The sequence below is a fragment of the Streptomyces sp. NPDC002787 genome (genome assembly GCF_053592095.1).
In genome coordinates, this window is the sequence record NZ_JBSFVC010000003.1 from 315,823 (window position 1) to 330,532 (window position 14,710).

16 protein-coding genes and 1 tRNA gene are annotated in these 14,710 nt (G+C 68.9%); 7 read left to right on the plus strand and 10 right to left on the minus strand.

Features of this window, described 5'->3' with window-relative positions:
- The first annotated feature begins 15 nt into the window (after positions 1-15).
- From gnd to ACWD26_RS05530, 7 genes are all read left to right on the plus strand, one after another.
- Entirely contained in the window at positions 16-891 is an 876-nt protein-coding gene (gnd, locus tag ACWD26_RS05500; protein ID WP_451266442.1) for a phosphogluconate dehydrogenase (NAD(+)-dependent, decarboxylating), read from the plus strand.
- A gap of 127 nt (positions 892-1,018) precedes the next feature.
- On the plus strand, positions 1,019-2,143 hold the full coding sequence (gene recF, locus ACWD26_RS05505) for a DNA replication/repair protein RecF (protein WP_451266444.1): 1,125 nt from the start codon (positions 1,019-1,021) through the stop codon (positions 2,141-2,143).
- The gene (locus ACWD26_RS05510; RefSeq protein WP_451266446.1) at positions 2,140-2,673 is read left to right on the plus strand and encodes a DUF721 domain-containing protein; all 534 of its coding nucleotides are present in this window, start codon (positions 2,140-2,142) and stop codon (positions 2,671-2,673) included. Before recF ends, ACWD26_RS05510 begins: the two co-directional genes overlap by 4 nt.
- A 393-nt stretch (positions 2,674-3,066) precedes the next feature.
- Positions 3,067-5,136, plus strand: coding sequence for a DNA topoisomerase (ATP-hydrolyzing) subunit B (gene gyrB / locus ACWD26_RS05515; protein ID WP_451266448.1), 2,070 nt, complete (start codon positions 3,067-3,069; stop codon positions 5,134-5,136).
- 42 nt (positions 5,137-5,178) lie between these two features.
- Positions 5,179-7,776 (plus strand): DNA gyrase subunit A, encoded by a 2,598-nt coding sequence (gyrA, locus tag ACWD26_RS05520; protein WP_451266450.1) that lies wholly within the window; start codon positions 5,179-5,181, stop codon positions 7,774-7,776.
- Positions 7,777-7,794: 18 nt separating this feature from the next.
- The gene (locus ACWD26_RS05525) at positions 7,795-8,613 is read left to right on the plus strand and encodes a DUF3566 domain-containing protein (RefSeq protein WP_451266452.1); all 819 of its coding nucleotides are present in this window, start codon (positions 7,795-7,797) and stop codon (positions 8,611-8,613) included.
- 133 nt (positions 8,614-8,746) lie between these two features.
- Positions 8,747-8,823, plus strand: a tRNA-Ile gene (locus tag ACWD26_RS05530).
- A 55-nt stretch (positions 8,824-8,878) separates the two neighbouring features.
- Here ACWD26_RS05530 and ACWD26_RS05535 read toward each other — a convergent pair.
- From ACWD26_RS05535 to ACWD26_RS05580, 10 genes are all read right to left on the minus strand, one after another.
- On the minus strand, positions 8,879-10,036 hold the full coding sequence (locus ACWD26_RS05535) for a tyrosine-type recombinase/integrase (protein WP_451266454.1): 1,158 nt from the start codon (positions 10,034-10,036) through the stop codon (positions 8,879-8,881).
- Complete coding sequence (locus ACWD26_RS05540) at positions 10,036-10,224, minus strand: helix-turn-helix domain-containing protein (RefSeq protein WP_451266456.1); 189 nt, start codon at positions 10,222-10,224, stop codon at positions 10,036-10,038. The genes ACWD26_RS05535 and ACWD26_RS05540 overlap by 1 nt, the downstream gene beginning before the upstream one ends.
- Positions 10,221-11,645, minus strand: a complete 1,425-nt coding sequence (gene repSA, locus ACWD26_RS05545; RefSeq protein WP_451266458.1) for a replication initiator protein RepSA — start codon at positions 11,643-11,645, stop codon at positions 10,221-10,223. Before repSA ends, ACWD26_RS05540 begins: the two co-directional genes overlap by 4 nt.
- Entirely contained in the window at positions 11,642-12,679 is a 1,038-nt protein-coding gene (locus ACWD26_RS05550) for a DNA cytosine methyltransferase (protein ID WP_451266460.1), read from the minus strand. The genes repSA and ACWD26_RS05550 overlap by 4 nt, the downstream gene beginning before the upstream one ends.
- The gene (locus ACWD26_RS05555; RefSeq protein ID WP_451266660.1) at positions 12,676-12,891 is read right to left on the minus strand and encodes a hypothetical protein; all 216 of its coding nucleotides are present in this window, start codon (positions 12,889-12,891) and stop codon (positions 12,676-12,678) included. The genes ACWD26_RS05550 and ACWD26_RS05555 overlap by 4 nt, the downstream gene beginning before the upstream one ends.
- Before the next feature lie 5 nt (positions 12,892-12,896).
- A complete protein-coding gene (locus ACWD26_RS05560) occupies positions 12,897-13,079 on the minus strand; it encodes a hypothetical protein (RefSeq protein ID WP_451266462.1) in 183 nt (60 codons plus the stop codon).
- 93 nt (positions 13,080-13,172) lie between these two features.
- Complete coding sequence (locus ACWD26_RS05565) at positions 13,173-13,478, minus strand: hypothetical protein (protein ID WP_451266464.1); 306 nt, start codon at positions 13,476-13,478, stop codon at positions 13,173-13,175.
- Positions 13,479-13,492: 14 nt separating this feature from the next.
- Positions 13,493-13,684, minus strand: a complete 192-nt coding sequence (locus tag ACWD26_RS05570; RefSeq protein ID WP_055519984.1) for a mobile element transfer protein — start codon at positions 13,682-13,684, stop codon at positions 13,493-13,495.
- Positions 13,685-13,703: 19 nt separating this feature from the next.
- Positions 13,704-14,381, minus strand: coding sequence for a DUF2637 domain-containing protein (locus ACWD26_RS05575; protein ID WP_451266466.1), 678 nt, complete (start codon positions 14,379-14,381; stop codon positions 13,704-13,706).
- 80 nt (positions 14,382-14,461) lie between these two features.
- A complete protein-coding gene (locus ACWD26_RS05580; protein WP_451266468.1) occupies positions 14,462-14,629 on the minus strand; it encodes a hypothetical protein in 168 nt (55 codons plus the stop codon).
- Positions 14,630-14,710 lie beyond the last annotated feature (81 nt).

Consider the following 14,710-nt stretch of genomic DNA (forward strand, 5'->3'; position numbering starts at 1 on the left):
CCTAAGGAACAACTGATGGAGCTCGGTCTCGTCGGCCTCGGCAAGATGGGCGGCAACATGCGTGAGCGGATTCGCCGCGCGGGCCACACCGTCATCGGATACGACCGGAACCCGGATCTCGCCGATGTCCACAGCCTCGAGGAGCTTGTGGGCAAGCTCAAGGGCCCGCGGGTCGTGTGGGTGATGGTCCCGGCCGGTGCCGCCACCCAGTCGACCATCGACGAGCTGGCCGAGCTGCTCCAGCCCGGCGATGTCGTCGTGGACGGCGGCAACTCGCGGTGGACGGACGACGAGAAGCACGCCGAGGAGCTGGCGGCCAAGGGCATCGGCTTCGTCGACTGCGGCGTCTCCGGCGGCGTCTGGGGCCTGGAGAACGGCTACGCACTGATGTACGGCGGCGACGCGGAGAACGTCGCCAAGGTGCGGCCGGTCTTCGACGCGCTGAAGCCCGAGGGCGACCTCGGCGCGGTGCACGCAGGCAAGGTCGGCGCCGGGCACTTCGCGAAGATGGTCCACAACGGCATCGAGTACGCGATGATGCAGGCCTACGCCGAGGGCTGGGAGCTCCTGGAGAAGGTCGACTCGGTGACGGACGTTCGCGAGGTCTTCCGATCCTGGCAGGAGGGCACGGTCATCCGCTCCTGGCTGCTCGACCTGGCCGTGAACGCCCTTGACGAGGACGAGCACCTGGACCGGCTCAAGGGTTACGCGCAGGATTCCGGCGAGGGCAGGTGGACCGTGGAGGCGGCCATCGACCACGCCGTGCCGCTGCCCGCGATCACGGCCTCCCTCTTCGCGCGGTTCGCGTCGCGCCAGGAGGACTCTCCGCAGATGAAGATGATCGCGGCGCTGCGGAACCAGTTCGGCGGCCACGCGGTCGAGAAGAAGTAGCCCAAGGCAAAGAACGACAAACACGGCTCACGACAACACACGGCCGGAACGCGAGAACGGTCGAGCGAGAAGTCATCCACAGGTCCGCACAGCGGTCCACAACCCCGGGGGAGGTCGGCACCCGACCATGCACGTCACGCACCTGTCGCTGGCCGACTTCCGCTCGTACGCCCGGGTCGAGGTCCCGCTCGACCCGGGCGTCACCGCGTTCGTGGGCCCCAATGGGCAGGGCAAGACGAACCTGGTCGAGGCCGTCGGCTATCTCGCCACCCTCGGCAGCCACCGGGTGTCGTCGGACGCGCCCCTGGTCCGCATGGGCGCCGACCGCGCGGTGATCCGGGCGCAGGTGCGGCAGGGCGAGCGGCAGCAGCTGGTCGAGCTGGAGCTGAACCCCGGCAAGGCCAACCGGGCCCGCATCAACAGGTCCTCGCAGGTCCGACCGCGCGATGTGCTCGGCATCGTGCGGACGGTGCTGTTCGCGCCGGAGGACCTCACCCTGGTCAAGGGCGACCCCGGTGAGCGGCGGCGCTTCCTCGACGAGCTGATCACCGCGCGAGCGCCACGCATGGCGGGTGTGCGCTCGGACTACGAGCGGGTCCTCAAGCAGCGCAACACACTCCTGAAGACGGCCGCGCTGGCCCGCCGGCACGGCGGGCGCACGATGGACCTCTCCACCCTCGACGTCTGGGACCAGCACCTCGCGCGCGTGGGCGCCGAGTTGCTCGCCCAGCGCCTGGACCTGGTCGCCGCGATCCAGCCACTGGCCGACAAGGCGTACGAGCAGTTGGCGCCGGGCGGCGGTCCGGTGAGTTTGGAATACAAACCCTCGTCCCCCGGCATCATCGGCCACGCGCGCGAGGAGCTGTACGAGCAGCTGATCGCCGCCCTCGGCGAGGCCCGCAAGCAGGAGATCGAGCGGGGCGTCACCCTCGTAGGGCCCCATCGGGACGATGTGGTTCTCAAACTCGGTCAGCTGCCGGCCAAGGGATACGCCTCCCACGGGGAGTCCTGGTCGTACGCCCTGGCGCTGCGGCTCGCCTCGTACGACCTGCTGCGGGCCGAGGGCAACGAACCGGTGCTGATCCTCGACGACGTCTTCGCCGAGCTGGACTCCCGCCGCAGGGAGCGTCTGGCGGAGCTGGTCGCGCCGGGCGAGCAGGTGCTGGTGACCGCCGCGGTCGACGACGACGTACCGGACGTACTGACGGGGACGCGGTACACCGTGTCCGACGGGACGGTGGAGCGCGTATGAGCGGATCCGAGGGAGCCCCGAAGCCTCCCGAGCCCTCCGGCGTGGACCTCGCGCGCGTGGCGCTGCGGGCCGCGAAGGAGGCGGCACGCGCGCGAGGCGAGGCCTCCCAGCAGCAGAAGCAGGCCAGGCGCGGCGGCGGGCTGCGCTCCGGCGCCCGTGCCGACGGCCGCGACCCGATGCCTCTCGGCCCCGCGATCAACCGTCTGATCACCGAGCGGGGCTGGGAGACGCCGGCCGCCGTCGGTGGGGTCATGGGCCGCTGGCCGCAGATCGTCGGCGACGATCTGGCCAGAAGATGCGTACCGGAGCGGTACGACGAGGACGAGCGCGTCCTGCACGTGAGGTGCGACTCGACGGCCTGGGCCACGAACGTGCGGCTGCTCGCCCCGCAGCTGGTCGCGCGGCTCAACGAGGACCTCGGCCATGGCACCGTACGGCTGCTCAAGGTCCACGGTCCCGGCGGTTCCGCCCGTCGCTACGGGCCTCTGCGCGCCCCGGGAAGCACCGGTCCCGGCGATACCTACGGGTGAGCGTAATCACATTTCCAGGCGCTTCCGTGCCCATCACCGGGAGTTCTTCGCGGGTCGGCGGACGACCCTGTGCTCCGGCGCGGACTTTCGCATGCGGTTGCGAACATCGACCTGACCCGGGAGTAGCAAAGGGTTGACACCCGGAAGCGCTGAGTGCCGCTGTGAGCCTCTTGGAGCCCCGCTCCGCATATGGGGAGTCGGGAGAGACCGGTTCAGGGCGGCACATGCGGACTCAGGTACCGGCAAACCCCCATCACTGTCGGCGCTACCGGTAGACTGGAAGCTAATCCCGCCCCATCCGTGGGGACCGCTTCGGAAACACTGTGTAACGCTGACAAAGGCTTCCACCGCAATGCCGCAGCCGCTCCGGCAAACCCGCCGGGAGCCTGGCTTGTGCTGTGCCAGAAAGGGCGCTTCGTGGCCGATTCCGGCAACCTCAACGAGAACATCCCGTCCACCGAGGCCCTGGCCGGAACGGCCGAGGCCTCATCCTCGGCGTACGACGCCAGTGCCATCACCGTCCTCGAAGGGCTGGACGCGGTCCGCAAGCGCCCCGGTATGTACATCGGCTCGACCGGTGAGCGGGGCCTGCATCACCTGGTGCAGGAGGTCGTCGACAACTCGGTCGACGAGGCGCTGGCCGGCCACGCGGACACCATCGACGTCACGATCCTCGCCGACGGCGGCGTCCGGGTCGTCGACAACGGCCGAGGCATCCCGGTGGGCATCGTGCCGTCAGAGGGCAAGCCGGCCGTCGAGGTCGTGCTGACCGTGCTGCACGCGGGCGGCAAGTTCGGCGGCGGCGGCTACGCGGTCTCCGGCGGTCTGCACGGCGTCGGCGTCTCCGTGGTGAACGCCCTGTCGACGAAGGTCGCCGTCGAGGTCAAGACCGACGGCCACCGCTGGACGCAGGACTACAAGCTCGGCGTCCCGACCGCCCCGCTCGCCAAGCACGAGGCCACGGAGGAGCACGGCACCTCGGTCACCTTCTGGGCCGACCCGGATATCTTCGAGACCACCGACTACTCCTTCGAGACGCTCTCGCGGCGCTTCCAGGAGATGGCGTTCCTCAACAAGGGGTTGAGCATCAACCTCACCGACGAGCGCGAGTCCGCGAAGGCCACAGCCGGGGCGGACGAGGCCGGCGAGGACGAGAAGCACGAGGTCAAGACCGTCTCGTACCACTACGAGGGCGGCATCGTCGACTTCGTGAAGCACCTCAACTCCCGCAAGGGCGATGTGGTGCACCCCTCTGTTGTCGACTTCGAGGCCGAGGACAAGGACAAGGCCCTGTCCGTCGAGGTCGCGATGCAGTGGAACAGCGGTTACAGCGAGGGCGTGTACTCCTTCGCCAACATCATCCACACGCATGAGGGCGGCACCCACGAGGAGGGCTTCCGCGCGGCGCTCACCGGTCTGATCAACCGCTACGCGCGCGACAAGAAGCTGCTGCGCGAGAAGGACGACAACCTCACGGGCGACGACATCCGCGAGGGTCTGACCGCGATCATCTCGATCAAGCTCAGCGAGCCCCAGTTCGAGGGCCAGACCAAGACCAAGCTGGGCAACACGGAGGCGAAGACCTTCGTGCAGAAGGTCGTGCACGAGCACCTCACGGACTGGCTGGACCGCAACCCGAACGAGGCCGCGGACATCATCCGCAAGTCCATCCAGGCGGCCACCGCGCGCGTGGCGGCCCGCAAGGCCCGTGACCTCACGCGCCGCAAGGGCCTGCTGGAGACGGCGTCCCTGCCGGGCAAGCTGAGCGACTGCCAGTCGAACGACCCCACCAAGTGCGAGATCTTCATCGTCGAGGGTGACTCCGCCGGCGGCTCGGCCAAGTCCGGCCGCAACCCGCAGTACCAGGCGATCCTCCCGATCCGCGGCAAGATCCTCAACGTGGAGAAGGCGCGGATCGACAAGATCCTGCAGAACCAGGAGATCCAGGCGCTGATCTCCGCCTTCGGCACGGGTGTGCACGAGGACTTCGACATCGAGAAGCTCCGCTATCACAAGATCATCCTGATGGCGGACGCCGACGTCGACGGCCAGCACATCAACACCCTGCTGCTGACCTTCCTGTTCCGCTTCATGCGGCCGCTGGTCGAGGCCGGACACGTGTTCCTGTCGCGTCCCCCGCTCTACAAGATCAAGTGGGGCCGCGACGACTTCGAGTACGCGTACTCGGACCGCGAGCGCGACGCCCTGATCGAGCTCGGCCGCCAGAACGGCAAGCGCATCAGGGAAGACTCGATCCAGCGCTTCAAGGGGCTCGGCGAGATGAACGCCGAGGAACTGCGCATCACGACCATGGACCAGGACCACCGCGTCCTCGGCCAGGTCACGCTCGACGACGCCGCCCAGGCCGACGAACTGTTCTCGGTCCTCATGGGTGAAGACGTCGAGGCCCGGCGCCAGTTCATCCAGCGCAACGCCAAGGACGTCCGCTTCCTCGACATCTGAGTCGGTCTCAGCTGACCGCACCAGGAAGGATCCCCACCAGCAATGGCCGACGAGAACACTCCAGTCATGCCTGAGCCTTCTGAAGGCGAGACGACCGTGCGCATCGAGCCCGTCGGGCTCGAGACGGAGATGCAGCGCTCGTACCTGGACTACGCGATGTCCGTCATCGTGTCCCGCGCGCTGCCCGACGTACGTGACGGTCTCAAGCCCGTCCACCGCCGTGTCCTGTACGCCATGTACGACGGCGGCTACCGGCCCGAGAAGGGCTTCTACAAGTGCGCCCGTGTCGTCGGCGACGTCATGGGCAACTACCACCCGCACGGCGACTCCTCGATCTACGACGCGCTGGTCCGCCTCGCGCAGCCGTGGTCGATGCGGATGCCGCTGGTGGACTCCAACGGCAACTTCGGCTCTCCGGGCAACGACCCGGCGGCGGCCATGCGCTACACCGAGTGCAAGATGGCGCCGCTGTCGATGGAGATGGTCCGTGACATCGACGAGGAGACCGTCGACTTCACGGACAACTACGACGGCCGCTCCCAGGAGCCGACCGTCCTGCCGGCCCGCTTCCCGAACCTGCTGATCAACGGCTCGGCCGGTATCGCGGTCGGCATGGCGACCAACATCCCGCCGCACAACCTCCGCGAGGTCGCGGCCGGCGCCCAGTGGTACCTGGAGAACCCCGAGGCCTCCCACGAGGAGCTTTTGGACGCGCTGATCGAGCGCATCAAGGGCCCCGATTTCCCGACCGGCGCCCTGGTCGTCGGCCGCAAGGGCATCGAGGAGGCGTACCGCACGGGCCGTGGCTCCATCACGATGCGCGCGGTCGTCGAGGTCGAGGAGATCCAGAACCGCCAGTGCCTGGTGGTCACGGAGCTGCCCTACCAAGTCAACCCGGACAACCTCGCGCAGAAGATCGCCGACCTCGTGAAGGACGGCAAGATCGGCGGCATCGCGGACGTCCGAGACGAGACGTCGTCCCGTACGGGCCAGCGCCTGGTCATCGTCCTCAAGCGCGACGCGGTCGCCAAGGTCGTGCTGAACAACCTGTACAAGCACACCGACCTGCAGACGAACTTTGGCGCCAACATGCTGGCGCTGGTCGACGGCGTGCCCCGCACCCTCTCCCTGGACGCGTTCATCCGCCACTGGGTGACGCACCAGATCGAGGTCATCGTCCGCCGTACGAAGTTCCGGCTGCGCAAGGCCGAGGAGCGGGCGCACATCCTGCGCGGCCTGCTGAAGGCCCTGGACGCCATCGACGAGGTCATCGCGCTGATCCGGCGCAGCGACACCGTCGACATCGCGCGTACGGGCCTGATGGACCTCCTGGAGATCGACGAGATCCAGGCCAACGCCATCCTCGAGATGCAGCTGCGGCGACTGGCCGCCCTGGAGCGTCAGAAGATCATCCAGGAGCACGACGAACTCCAGGCCAAGATCCGCGAGTACAACGAGATCCTCGCCTCCCCCGTCCGCCAGCGCGGGATCGTCAGCGCGGAACTCGCCGCGATCGTCGAGAAGTACGGCGACGACCGCAAGACGATGCTGGTGCCTTACGACGGTGACATGTCCATCGAGGACCTCATCGCCGAGGAGGACATCGTCGTCACCGTCTCGCGCAGCGGCTACGTCAAGCGGACGAAGACGGTCGACTACCGCGCCCAGAAGCGGGGCGGCAAGGGCGTACGCGGCACGAAGCTCAAGGAAGACGACATCGTCGACCACTTCTTCGTGTCCACGACCCACCACTGGCTGCTGTTCTTCACCAACAAGGGCCGCGTCTACCGGGCCAAGGCCTACGAGCTGCCGGACGCCGGACGTGACGCGCGTGGACAGCACGTCGCCAACCTGCTGGCCTTCCAGCCGGACGAGTCGATCGCCGAGATCCTCGCGATCCGCGACTACGAGGCCGCGTCCTATCTGGTGCTCGCCACCAAGGGCGGTCTTGTGAAGAAGACGCCTCTGAAGGATTACGATTCGCCTCGTTCCGGCGGTGTCATCGCGATCAACCTCCGTGAAAAGGAGGACGGTTCCGATGACGAACTGATCGGAGCCGAACTCGTATCGGCAGAGGATGACATCCTTCTGATCAGCAAGAAGGCACAGTCGATCCGCTTCACGGCGACGGACGATGCGCTGCGCCCCATGGGGCGTGCGACCTCGGGTGTCAAGGGCATGAGTTTCCGCGAGGGGGACGAGCTGCTCTCGATGAATGTTGTTCGACCCGGTACGTTCGTGTTCACTGCCACAGACGGTGGGTACGCGAAGCGGACCGCCGTCGACGAGTACCGCGTCCAGGGTCGCGGTGGCCTCGGTATCAAGGCCGCCAAGATCGTCGAGGACCGCGGCTCGCTCGTCGGCGCGCTGGTGGTCGAGGAGACCGACGAGATCCTCGCCATCACACTGTCGGGCGGTGTGATTCGTACGCGAGTCAACGAGATCAGGGAAACCGGCCGTGACACCATGGGCGTCCAACTGATCAACCTGGGCAAGCGCGATGCCGTGGTCGGCATCGCCCGTAACGCCGAGGCGGGGCGCGAGGCGGAGGAGGTCGACGGCGACATCGCCGTGGACGAGACCGCCGAGAGCGCCGTGACGGTCGGTACGGACGAGGGTGAGGCGCCCTCGTCCGAGTAGCACGAGGAGTGAGTCAGCGTGAGCGGAGCCACGGGCGCCGGATCGTCCGGTACTTCGGCCGGTACTTCGACCGAGTCGGAAGCGGACGGCGGCGGCCGTGGCTCCGCCGCGCGTGCGATGGACACGCACACGACCCAACTCAAAGCGATCAAGCCGGGTACGACCGACTCGGCTTCGCCCTCGCCCGACGGGCCTGGATCCCAGGGGGGAACTGTGACGGACACCCGAGGTCCGCAGACCCAGCCGCCCGCGGCAGGCGGCCCGGCCGCGGCGCCGGGAGGGGCCGCCGCCCGCCCGGCTTCGGCCCAGCCCCAGCCGAAGGCCCCGACGCAGGCCGGTGGCTCGGCACTGCCCGGGGAGCGGCAGTCGCAGCAGCAGGCGGGCCCGTACCACCCGCCGCAGGCCTACCAGCCGGCGCCCGAGGAATCCTCCCGCAAGCCGCGGACGGGGGCGCGTACGGCGCCCCGGACGCGCAAAGCGCGGCTGCGGGTGGCCAAGGCCGACCCCTGGTCCGTGATGAAGGTCAGCTTCCTGCTCTCCATCGCCCTCGGTATCTGCACGGTCGTCGCGGCCGCGGTGCTGTGGATGGTCATGAACGCGATGGGCGTCTTCTCCACCGTCGGCGCCACCATCTCCGAGGCCACCGGCTCGAACGAGTCCAACGGATTCGATCTGCAGTCGTTCCTGTCGCTGCCCAACGTGCTGATCTTCACGACGATCATCGCGGTCATCGACGTCGTCCTCGCCACGGCCCTCGCCACCCTCGGAGCCTTCATCTACAACCTCTCCGCGGGCTTCGTGGGCGGCATCGAGCTGACGCTCGCCGAGGACGAGTGAGGACGGGGAACATCGTTTCCGCGAGGTGCCCCACCACCTCGCGGTCCCCCTCCGGGTATCGATTTTGGGACTGCCCACGTCGTGCGCTAATCTTCAGGAGTCAGCGCGCGGGACATACACCGCAGAGCGCGGCGGGGCTATAGCTCAGTTGGTTAGAGCGCATCCCTGATAAGGATGAGGCCACAGGTTCAAATCCTGTTAGCCCCACCAGCCAAAAGACCACCTGCTCTTTGAGTAGGTGGTCTTTTGACATCTACGGCTGACATCAGCCGATGATTTGATCTTCCAGTAGCTCGGCGAGCATCTCGGTTGCTTCGCGTTGGTCGGAGCCGACCACGTGTGTGTAGACGTCCATGGTCATGCTGATCTGGCTGTGCCGGAGGATCGTCTGAGCCACCTTGGGGTGCACCTTCAGGAAGGCGAGCAGGGTCCCGCAGGTGTGCCGAGCGAGTCGAACTGTGATCCGACGCACACCGGCCCGCTTCACGAGGGCGTTGAAGGCTCGGGAGAAGCCCACCGGGTCGGTCAGCCCACCGCGCTCCGAGGAGAAGATCACGTCATGGTCCGGCGCTTGCTCCCAGCCGGCCCCGACGATCTGTCGCTCTAGATCTTGCAGTTCGCGGCGTTCTTCCAGGGCGCGAGCGCAGAACTCCGGAAGCGGCAGAACGGCCGTCGAGGAATCGGTCTTGAGGTCCTTGAGGATCAGTCCCACTCCCTTCTCCCGCTGCACCTGCTTGGTCGGGGTGAACTGCCGGTTCTCGAAGTCGATGTCCTGCCAGCGAAGGCCCAGCACCTCACTCCGGCGCAGACCGAGGACGAGGATCAGAACGCAGGCCGCGTAGAAGCGGTGAGCGCGGGCAGTCCGCAGGAAGCTGATTGCCTCACGCGCGCTCCAGGCCCGTCCCTTGTCCTTGCTGACCTTGGGCATGTCGACCAGGAGCGCGACGTTACGCGTCAGCAGCTCCTCACGCATGGCGCGATTGAGGGCATTCCGGAGCGTGCGCAGCACCTCGAAGCGGGTAGCCGCGGGAACCTTCTCGCGCGTCAACGCGGCCATGCACGTACGGATCTGCGCCGGCGAGAGCTTGACCATGGGCTTCTTGCCGAGGTGAGGCACGAGGTAGAGCCGCACCTTCGACTCGTACTTGACGTACGTGTTGTGCTCGCGATCCGGCTTCACGATGTGCTCAAGCCAGTAGGCCAACCACTCCCCGAGACTCCAGGACCGGGACGGCACCGGGATGCCGTTGCGTTCCTGGTCTTGCAGCTTGCCGAGCTTCTCAGCGGCTTCATCCCAGGTCGCGCCGTAGACGTACTTCCGGACGCGGTTGCCCTCGGTGTCGGTGACGTACGCGGCTCCCTGGTAGCGGCCGTCAGCGCGCTTGGCGATCGTTCCGCCGCCGTTGGGTCGACGCTTGGCCATCAGGCAGCCCTCTCGATCTGCCCTCGGATGAATTCCGCGACCGAGTCAGCAGGGATACGGCGGCACCCGTCGACCTTGATCGAGACGAGGCGGTGTGTACGGATCAGGTCGTACACCTTGGTCCGGCCCATCTTGAGCAGCACCTTGACCTCATCCACGGTCAGCAGCACGGGAGTGACGGTGGTCATGCGGCGACTCCTTCCAGGTCGGGTAGATCGGCGAGGGCTTCGCGGGCGGTTTCGCGGTTGAGTTGGATGTCCCGGCGGATGGTGGCCGCGAGCCAGGATTCGCCGGGGGTGTAGCCGTGGCCGGCGTAGGTCCAGTGGGCGAGCGTGAGCGTGGTTGCCTCCGGGGTGTCGTCGGGGTCGGGCAGACCGAGGGCCGCGCGGTGCTGGGCAGCGCGGTAGTCGGCCCGGACCTGGCGGAGGGCGCCGAGGGTGGTGGAGTAGCGGCGTGACTTGGTGGAGAAGTGGCCCCGGAAGCCGAGCATGTGAGCCCAGTCCCGCAGCTTCCGATCCGGGTAGAGCGCATGCAGGTCTAGGCACGCTTCGATCAGCCGGCGGGGGTGGTCGGGCACGCTGAGGAGTACGAGGGCTTCTTTGTTGCCGATCCGGCGGTCCACGGTGCCGGTGGTCTCAGCCGCTTTCGTGGCGTACTTCGCGACGTACGAGGCGACAGCGTTTTCGGTGATCTCTTCGCCGTGACCGAAGGCGCCGATCGGCTGCACATCGACCTGGGTCCCCCATCGCAGCGTGCGAGCCGGCTCGGTGCGTGCGGGCTGGTCGGGGTTCGGCTGGAAGCGGGCCAGGGGCACCTCGACCGCGACGCGGGCAGCGGCGGCGCCGATCGCTTCGGTGAGCAGGTCGAGGGTGGCCCAGGCCGGCGGCGGGGAGTCGGGGCCGTCCGGTCCGTCGAAGCGGATCACCGCGTGGAAGTGCACGGCCCCGCGTTTCTGGTACTCGGCGACCTTGCCGAAGGCCAGCCGGGACTGTTCATGGGCAGCTTTCTGCGTGAGTCCGGCCCGTCGCGCGATCTCGCGGCGGAGGTAGATCGTGAAGTAGCGCCACAGGTCGGAGGCGTGGTTGTTCCACAGCACCGCGCCCGCGTAGTCGTACGAGGCAGGGTCGAGGGCGGTGCCGAGTTCGGGTGCGTCTTCGGGGTGCCGCACACCGCAGCGGCAGGGCCGGTTGCCGGGGCGGTTGTGGACGGGGCCGAAGGAGGGGGCGGTGAGGGTGGCGAAGACGCGGGGGTGTTCGCGCACGGTCTCGGGGGTGCCTTTGGCGGGGTCGCCGGTGAGTCCGGCGCGGATGAGGTGGTAGGTGTCGCCGGCGTAGGTCCAGGCGCAGGCCGGGCAGCGCGAGGCACGGCGGTTGCCGCACGCGACGCGGAGCATGCCGCCGGGCTCGGTGTCGGTGGAGTAGGCGTGCAGGATCGTCTTCGTGGTCGGGTCGATCGTCTTCGTGCCGCCCATCAGCCGGATGGGGTCGGAGCAGCCGCCGGTACGGCGGATCTGCTCATTCCAGCGGTCGAAGTCGGCCGAACCGGCCACCCTCAGCGCATCAGCGAGGGTGGCCGGGTCGAGACCCGCCAGGGTGGCGGTGTCGGTCACGCAGCCACCCCCAGCGCGGCGGGCACCAGAGGACTGAGGGCCACAGCGGCGAGCAGCGGCGGGACTGCGTTGCCGATCTGCAAGGAGCACTGCCCCTTGTTGCCCTGGAAGGGGTAGCCGTCGCGGAACGACTGGAGCCGGGCGCCCTCTGCCGGTTCGAGGCTGAGGTGGCCGCCGGTCTGTTTGCCGCCGACGTGGCCGATGGTCCCGGACACGGTGTGGGCGGGGCGCCTCCAGGCCCAGTGGTCGGGGTTGTCCATGGCGGCGCGCATGGCCTTGCGGGAGGTGTTCCCGAAGGGCTCGGGGCCGCCGGATTTCGTGCCGCCGCCCGTGACGGTGGGGGCGGGACGACGGGTGTATCCCCAGCCGAGAGCGTCCGCCATGGTGACCCACGGCGCCAGTGCGGGGCCGAACAGGGTCTCGGGGCCGGGGTTCCTGGCGTGGGTGGGCTCGGGTGGTGCAGCGGTGCGGGTACGGGAGGCGAGGAGGAAGGCGCGGCGGCGGGTCTGCGGGACGCCGTAGTCGGCAGCGTTGAGCACGCCGGTCCACACCGAGTAGCCCAGAGCGCGCAGGATGCCAGCAATGTGGGCGAACAGCGGTGCCACGGCGGGGACTTGCTCCAGGGCGATCCACTCCGGGCGCAGGTCGAGGGCGTAGCGAAGGGGTTCGATGACGAGCAGGGAGCGCGGGTCAGCGCAGGCGGCGCGAAGCGCGGTGCGGGTGTCCCTGCCGTGGGCGAGGTCGTCCATGCCCTGGTGACACAGGGCCATGTCGTCGCTTCCGGCGTGCAGTCCGGCGGCGCTGAAGGTCTGGCAGGGAGCCGAACCGATCACTCCGGCCACCTTCCCGCGCAGAGGCGCGGTGGGGTAAGCGGCGACATCGGCGCGGATCGTGGTGTGCCCGGCGGCGGCACGCGTCGCGCAGGCGGCCGGGTCGATCTCGATCCCGACGTCACGCAGGCCGAGGGCGCGCAGTCCCTCCGACCAGCCGCCGGGGCCGGCGAAAAGGTCCAGAGCGGGAAGCATGGTGTTCATCCCCTGCCTCCCCTGCGGTGGGCGGGGCCGTGGTTGTCGGTGTAGTCCTGGACCAGGGCCGTGACGTCGTTGTCGCCGTTGGCGTGGTCCTCGGCACCGCAGCCGCCGCACACGTAGTCGCCCTGGGAGCGGCTGTACTTGGTGCCAGCCTTGACGCGCAGGCCGGGGCTGTCCTCGGTGGGCCGCAGGTCGGCGGGGAGTTTGCGGAACATCCCGGTCACCGCCCCGTCTTCGCGAAGGCGGACGCGGGGAGGGTGTGGCCGGTGCCCCGGCAGGCGTTGCAGATGACGCGGAGCAGGACGCGGGAGCCGTCGGGGTGGCGGGCGCCGGTGGTGATCGAGACGACGGGGAAGCCGTCGCAGGAGCGGCAGACCGGACGGTTCGGGACGCGGGAAGGCATGATGAAGGTAGCCCTTTCGGATCGGAAGATCGGGAAGTGGTGGAGCCGTCCGGGGCGGCGGAAACTTGGCGGTTGAGGCCGCCCCGGAGGGTGTTACTTGCCGAGCGCGCGAGACGATCCCTTGCGCTTGGCGGTGCGGCTGAGCGTGTAGGTGATGCCGCAGGTCGCCGACAGGACCGAGACGAGCGACGCGGCGATGACCTGGGTGACGTACGCGATGACCAGCAGCACGACCACGGAGCCGGCGGTGATGACGAGGGTCAGCACGATCGGGCCCGTGTAGGAGCGCGGGGCTTCCTGCACGATCACGACCTTGCGCACGTCGGTGCCGGGCGGGATCTGCCGGTACACGCTGGCGGGGATGTGTCCGGCGCGGCGCTGTTCGTCGGGCAGTCGCATCGGGGCACCTCCTCTCAGGCCGTGCAGCGGTGGGTGCGGGCGGCGAGTTCGGCCGCCGACCGGTCGCCGTACTCGGACGAGAAACCGCACTTCGGGGCGGTGCACGCGGCCGTGTGCTTGGTCTGGCCGCGTCCGTTGTAGAAGGAGCCGACCTTGACGGGACCGATGCGGATCACGTCGTAGAAGGTGTTCGGGCGGCGGGACATGGGTGAACCTCCTTGTCTGTCAGGCGAGTTGGGCGGCGATTGCGCCGGCGAGGTCGTCCGGGATGCCGAGGCGGGCGCGCAGGGTGGCGGTGTCGATGTCGGTACCGGTGCGGGCGCGGTGGTCGGTGGCGACCTTGCGGGCGTGGTCGACCAGCGCCGGAGGCACGACCGGGACGTTCACGGGGGAGGCCGGTTGAGCGGCGGGCAGTTCCGGCACGGACGCCGGCTCAGGCGCCGGGACCGGGGCCGGGGCGGGCGGTTCGTCGCGGACCGTCTCGACCTCGACCGAAGCCGGTTCCTCACCGGCCGCCGCCGGGGCGGGGGGCACGTGGTCGACCGTGGGGGCGTGGACGAGGAGCGTGCCGCCGAGGAAGGCCAGCGCGGGCCAGCCGGCCACGAGGATGCGCAGCCAGGCCGGGACCGCGTGGAGGTCGAGGAGTCCGGCGGTGGCGATGTTGGCCCCGAGGGAGGCGGCCAGGGCGATCACGAACCAGGTCCAGGCGGCGCGGTCGCGGCGGGCGGTGCGCAGCCGGCGCCAGGCAGCGACGAGGAGCAGGTCAACGCTGATCGGGTAGGCCCACGCCTTCCAGCCGGTTTGTCCGGCTGCTTCGGCGAGGTCGTGCAGGTGGGCGAAGGACAACGCCCCGGCGATCACGGCCTGTACGAGTACGGCGTCCGGGCGGATCGAGCGGGTCACGGGTCTTCACCTCCTTCGCGGGGTGTCGGGCCGGGGCGGGCGGGGAGCAGGTGTCCGGCCGCCCGGCCCCGAGCAGGGGTTCAGTCGTCGGCGGGGATCTCGCCGGAACCCAGGCAGTTCAGGCACAGACCGGTCTGCTGACCGACCGTCCGCTGCTTGCGTCCGACGCGGACCGTGCGGGAGACCTCACCGGTACCGCCACACGGCGAACAGGGCTTGGTCTGCGGTTTCGCGGGCTTGCGGGCCATGAGCGATCTCCGTTCGGTTTTCGGCATGGCGCGGGTAGGGACTTGGCGCGGGAGCGGTCGCGCCGACCGTGGAGCAGTGGG